This window comes from Poseidonocella sp. HB161398, assembly GCF_005870025.1.
Taxonomy (GTDB): domain Bacteria; phylum Pseudomonadota; class Alphaproteobacteria; order Rhodobacterales; family Rhodobacteraceae; genus Mangrovicoccus.
In genome coordinates, this window is the sequence record NZ_VATA01000153.1 from 1 (window position 1) to 4,826 (window position 4,826).

Annotated in this window: 4 protein-coding genes and 2 pseudogenes; 3 read left to right on the forward strand and 3 right to left on the reverse strand. The window is 61.1% G+C overall.

Translation table 11 applies throughout. From position 1 onward, the window contains the following. A pseudogene (locus tag FGX59_RS39155) lies at nucleotides 1-242 on the forward strand (hypothetical protein); the annotation flags it as partial. A 101-nt stretch (nucleotides 243-343) separates the two neighbouring features. Here FGX59_RS39155 and FGX59_RS35950 read toward each other — a convergent pair. The 3 genes and pseudogenes from FGX59_RS35950 to FGX59_RS35960 form a co-directional block, all read right to left on the reverse strand. Further along, a pseudogene (locus tag FGX59_RS35950) lies at nucleotides 344-651 on the reverse strand (electron transfer flavoprotein subunit alpha/FixB family protein); the annotation flags it as partial. Nucleotides 652-787: 136 nt separating this feature from the next. Beyond that, nucleotides 788-1,750, reverse strand: coding sequence for a DMT family transporter (locus FGX59_RS35955; protein WP_138473359.1), 963 nt, complete (start codon nucleotides 1,748-1,750; stop codon nucleotides 788-790). Nucleotides 1,751-1,914: 164 nt separating this feature from the next. Beyond that, nucleotides 1,915-2,628, reverse strand: a complete 714-nt coding sequence (locus tag FGX59_RS35960; protein ID WP_138473360.1) for a helix-turn-helix domain-containing protein — start codon at nucleotides 2,626-2,628, stop codon at nucleotides 1,915-1,917. 264 nt (nucleotides 2,629-2,892) lie between these two features. On the opposite strand from FGX59_RS35960, the gene FGX59_RS35965 reads away from it, so the two are divergent. Together FGX59_RS35965 and FGX59_RS35970 are read left to right on the forward strand one after the other, a co-directional pair. Further along, nucleotides 2,893-3,966 carry an Ldh family oxidoreductase gene (locus tag FGX59_RS35965; protein ID WP_138473361.1) on the forward strand — a complete coding sequence of 358 codons (1,074 nt, stop codon included), beginning with the start codon at nucleotides 2,893-2,895 and terminating at the stop codon, nucleotides 3,964-3,966. 18 nt (nucleotides 3,967-3,984) lie between these two features. After that, complete coding sequence (locus FGX59_RS35970; RefSeq protein WP_138473362.1) at nucleotides 3,985-4,635, forward strand: pyridoxamine 5'-phosphate oxidase family protein; 651 nt, start codon at nucleotides 3,985-3,987, stop codon at nucleotides 4,633-4,635. The last annotated feature ends 191 nt before the right edge of the window (nucleotides 4,636-4,826 follow it).

A 4,826-nucleotide genomic window follows, 5' to 3' on the forward strand; every position in this document is an offset into this window, starting at 1 on the left:
AAATGGCACCTTTCCGACCGATCAACCCTTTGATTTTCCAAGATCAGCCCGCGCGGGCGGGCCAGATTCCGGCTTCCAACTGTCGAAGTCCGGAGACCCAGACCGTGCTGCCTTGCGCCGAGACGGTGCCGATGCTGCTCTGGGCGCTGCTGGCCTCCGGGCAGATCCAGATGCGCAAGGTCGACGGCTGGGAAACCCTCTCTCAGCCCCTCGAACCGATGGCCCTTGACCTCGTGGCCTGAACGGAGCCAATTTCACATGCCCGGAGCATGCCGCTCGGAAGTTTCCACCACATTTGCGACACGACCCACTCGCCTTGCATTGGCTCGGTATATTACTTGGCCTCGGGACGGTCGCTCCCGGCGAACTTGTCCTCGACCCAGTCTGGCAGGCCCCTCGCGCCCGGCACTGAAACCGTCGTGACCGCGCAGGCGGGCTGGGTTCTGGTGGCCTCGAAGGTCGAGGTCCGGATCGTCGCCACCTTCTTGGAATCGCCCGATTTCACCGTCTGGACCGCGTTCCCGGCATAGACCGGACGTTCGAAGGTCGCGCAGTGGACCACCGCGGTGACATCCGAGAGGATCATGACGTCAAGGAGCGCCGCACCGCCACCCGCGGCATGATGTTCTTCGCGCCGAGATTGCTGTCGGCACAGTGACGGTGCGGTATGAATTCGGCGCTTCGGCATTCTGCCGCCCCATGCTCGATCCAGATGACTTCTGGCATCCCACGGACCAACCTTTCGAAACAAGGAGGGTAGCAGCGTCGCGAATGAACAGCCAGACGACTACGGATTGAACCGGTCTAGAGGAGTCGGGCAGCGCGCTCTCTCCTGCAGACGTCCCGGCGCTGATTCAGCCGATCGGGGTTGGAGCAACGGCCGGGGTGTGGTCGCCTTGCGCTCGCGCATGAACGCGTAGATGCCGCTTGCCACGATGACCGCGGCGCCGATCAGCATAGTCGGCTGGGGCACCTCGCCGAAGAACAGAGCACCATAGGCCACGCCGAAGACTAGGGAGACGTAGCGGAAGGGGGCAATGGCGGCAATCTCACCGAAGCGCATCGCCAGTACCATCGCGACGTAGCCCGCCAGCAGGAAGGCGGCGCCGAGGAGGATCAAGCCGAACTGTGGCAGCGAGACCGGTACCCACTCGCCCCGGACGAGGGTTGCAACCAAGCTGATCGCGAGTAGCGCTGCGGAGGCCAGCGCGGCCAGTGCTGTCGCCGGAACGGCCGCGCCGAGCAGCCGGGTGACGACGTCGCGCAGGCAGACCGCGGCTACGGCCAGAAAGACAAAGGCCGCTCCGGGCCCGAAGGCATCGCTGCCTGGCCGCACGATCAGCAGCACGCCAGCGAAGCCAATGGCGATCGCGAGGATTCTGCGCGGTCCGACGGGCTGGGACAGGAAGACCGCGGCGGCCAGCGTGACCGCCAGCGGCTGCAGCTGGAACATCGCGGTGGCGGTCCCCATCGGCATCAGGGTGAGCGCGACCAGATAGAAGCAGACCACGCCGCATTCGCCCAGCGTCCTCAGGCCGATCAGTCGGCTTTCACGTGGTGTCGGTCGCATTCTCGCGGCGCCGTCGCGGATTGCCAGGATGGCAAGCCCGGCCGTCATGAAAACATGGCGGATGAAGATGATCTGAAACAGCGGAAGGTCTTCCGCCAAGACCTTCACGATTGTGTCGGAGCTCGGCATCGTCGCCATCGCGATCACCATGAACGCGATGCCGCGGATATTCTCATTCATCTTTCGTATCCTTAAGGATGGAGGTAATCGCGGCGCCTCGCGGGCAGGCCAGTCTCAGCCGCCCGCGACAGATCTCGCCCTGCTCTGGATGAGTGCCGCTATGTAGAAGGGAAGTCCGGCCGAAACGCCGTTTTTCCTGCGCTCCGTTGCATCAACGACTATACCTATGCTTCCGTGTCTGGGCCAAGGGACGGCATGCTCCACCAATCCGATGGTTTATGATCATGATCGGCTGCGCATATTACCATAAGCATATGTGCAGCGCCGTCGCCCCGCCGCTCTGCCCGGTGCGGAAGGGACGAGTCAATCATGATGCTATCGCCTTTCTGCAAAGCGTAAACATCCTTGCCGACGTGGAAATCAACCGCCCCTTCAAGTATGTGGCAATATTCCTGGCCCTCATGGGAAACCAGGGTCCGCATGACTTCCGTTTCCGGGAAAATGAGGTGAAAGACCTTGAATAAATTCAGCGGGTCCCGCCCCCCCAGAAGTAGCCAGTTATACCCCGTTGCCGCAAATTCATGGGGCTGGCTATCGGCACGAGTCACCTGAACCCGCGAAGGCTCCGGACCCTGCGGTGCATTCAGAAGATCATCTAGCCTGACGCCGAGAATTCCGCAGAGCTGGAGCAGCGTCGTCACGCTCAGCCCCATGTTTCCGCGCTCGATTCGCGAAAGCGAGCTTTCGGACATTCCGGAACGCTGGGCAACCTCGGCGAGTGTCAGTTTCATGGATCTGCGCGCGTCCCTCAGTCGGCCGCCGATCTGGAGGACTGCCGCACTGAGATCGTCCTCACCCAAGCGCGCGGCCTCCCGGAGGGGACCCTGGCATGTCTTGCTGCATGTTGCTTCATCCTTTCGCGGTTGGTTTCGGTTCATTGTGACTTACCGCGCTGCTGCCGGCTGATCAACGGGCCTGGTCAAGGATATTGCATCATCTGCAACTTATTCCGAGGGTCTGGCGTTTGTGAATCGCTCAAAATGCGTGCATGAAGTCAATCGGGACTCGAAATGAGGCGTCATAAGCGCATAAAATTGCACCACACGCAAAAAGAAGCAGTAAAAAATCCCTAAATATGCAAGTTTACATTGACCGGTGGAGCGGATTTTCCTGTAACCGGACACAGGAAGAATGAGGTCAGTATGCAAGACTACGTCGTCAAAAACTTGCTCCAGGTGCAAGATATTACCGAGACGGTGATGAGTGCACAGGGATTTTCCGAGGCCCAGGCCGCCGCGATCGCCCGGAACGTCACTGCGGCCGAGCGCGATGAGTGCCGCCATCATGGCCTCTTCAGGGTCGCGTTCTATATCAACACGCTGCGTGCCGGTCAGGCGTCCGGGACATGCATGCCGGAACTGTCCGATCTGGCGTCGTCAGTGCTTCGGGTTGATGGAAAGTACGGATTTTCGCCACTGCCTCTGGAAATTGGCCATAAGGCCCTTGCGGACCGCGCCCGCGAGCATGGGATTGCCGCGCTCTCGGTAAACAACGCGCATAATGTTGCCGCTCTCTGGCCCGAAGTCGAACGGCTGGCCGAAGAGGGGCTCTGTGCGCTGGCCTTCGTCGCAGCGGCACCTTACGTCGCGCCCGCGGGCGGAAACAGGCCGCTATTCGGAACCAATCCGATGGCCTTTTCCTGGCCGCGTCCGGGCGGGCTTCCCCCGGTCGTTTTTGACCAGGCGTCCAGCGCAAGCGCGCGCGGCGAAATCCAGATCCGTCTCCGGGACGGAAAGAGCCTTCCCGATGGCTGGGCAATTGACGTTCACGGGCAGCCGACCAACGATCCGCAAGAGGCTTTGCAGGGCGCGCAGCTTCCTTTCGGCGGCGTCAAGGGGTCGTCCATTGCAATGATGGTCGAGCTGCTGGCCGGGCCGCTCCTCGGGGATCTTCTAAGCTTCGAAGCCGGGGAAAAAGACAAGGCCAAAACCGGCGCACCCTGCGGTGGCGAGCTCATTATCTGCATGGATCCCGCGCATTTTGTTCCCGGAAAGGACCGTGAGGCGCAGCTCCGGCATTCCGAAAGGCTGTTCCGGAAAATTCTGGATCAGGAGGGCACCCGCCTTCCCTCGTCCAGGCGCTACGAAGCGCGGCGGCGAACGGAAAATGAAGGCGTGCGCATTCCGAAAGTTCTCTACGACAACCTGATGCTTCTGCGGGAGGGCGGCTACACAACCGAGCGCCAGACCTATGAAGGCGATCATATCGCATCCTGAACGCGTAGACATAGCATCATGAAATATGAAGTCACAGATCTAACCAAGGTTCGGCGCCGTCCGGAACGGGCAATTTACGACCGCGATCTTGTTCATTCCATACTGGACGAGGCACTTGTCGCGCATATCGGATTTGTCGACGACGCGGGGGTTCCCCGCGTCATTCCGACGGCCTTCTCCCGGATCGGGGAGGACGTCGTGATCCACGGCAGCACCAGGAACCTCCTCATGACCACATTGGCCAAAGGCGGGAGGGCCTGCATCACGGTGACGCTGATCGACTCTCTCGTTGCGGGCAGGTCGGGTTTCGGATGCAGCATGGACTACCGTTCGGTAGTGATCTACTCCTCGGCCGAGGTTGTTCCGGACTCCGAGAAACCTGACTGTCTGGAACGAATTGTACAGGACATCTTTCCGGGCCACAGAATTCGGGACCATCGAGAAAACGAGCTTAAGGCAACCCTGGTGCTCCGCTTTCCGATACGCGAGGTCTCGGCAAAGGTCCGCGATGCTGGCTGTCTCGATGTGGAGGACGACTACGCGTCGGACAGATGGGCCGGGCGCTTTCCCGTGTCGCTGGAAATCGGGCCCGCCGAGAACTGCCCGCGTCTCGGGCCTGAGGTCGTGATCCCCGAAATCGCTGCGGGTCTTCCCTCGAGGAAAAAGTAGTCTACGGGGAGCTTGTACCGGGAATGACCCTATTTCTGCAGTTCGTCCTGACCGGACTCGTGACCGGCTGCTTCCTGATCCTGGCGACGATCGGCTTCTCCTTCACGCGCCGGGTGGAAGGGTTCCTGAACATCGCCCATGCCGAGCTGCTGGGCGTTTCGGCCTTCGCGACCTGGGGCTGCAACAAGCTC